Here is a 238-nt window from a genome sequence, read left to right as displayed (position 1 = left end):
CTCGGTAGCTCAGTTGGTAGAGCAACGGACTGAAAATCCGTGTGTCGGCGGTTCGATTCCGTCCCGAGCCACCATTTGCCGGTCTAGCTCAATTGGTAGAGCAACTGACTTGTAATCAGTAGGTTGGGGGTTCAAGTCCTCTGGCCGGCACTCTAAATGATGGAGGGGTAGCGAAGTGGCTAAACGCGGCGGACTGTAAATCCGCTCCCTCAGGGTTCGGCAGTTCGAATCTGCCCCC

Annotated in this window: 1 tRNA gene; it reads left to right on the top strand. The window is 55.9% G+C overall.

The features are described 5' to 3' along the window. The first annotated feature begins 77 nt into the window (after positions 1 to 77). Positions 78 to 150 (top strand) — tRNA-Thr (locus tag G9F50_RS20380). Positions 151 to 238 lie beyond the last annotated feature (88 nt).

It is taken from the genome of Bacillus sp. EKM206B (assembly GCF_011066015.1).
Classification (GTDB): Bacteria; Bacillota; Bacilli; order Bacillales; family Bacillaceae; genus Bacillus; species Bacillus velezensis.
The sequence above is the reverse complement of the archived record's forward strand: the minus strand, read 5'-3'. Positions and strand labels throughout refer to the sequence as shown.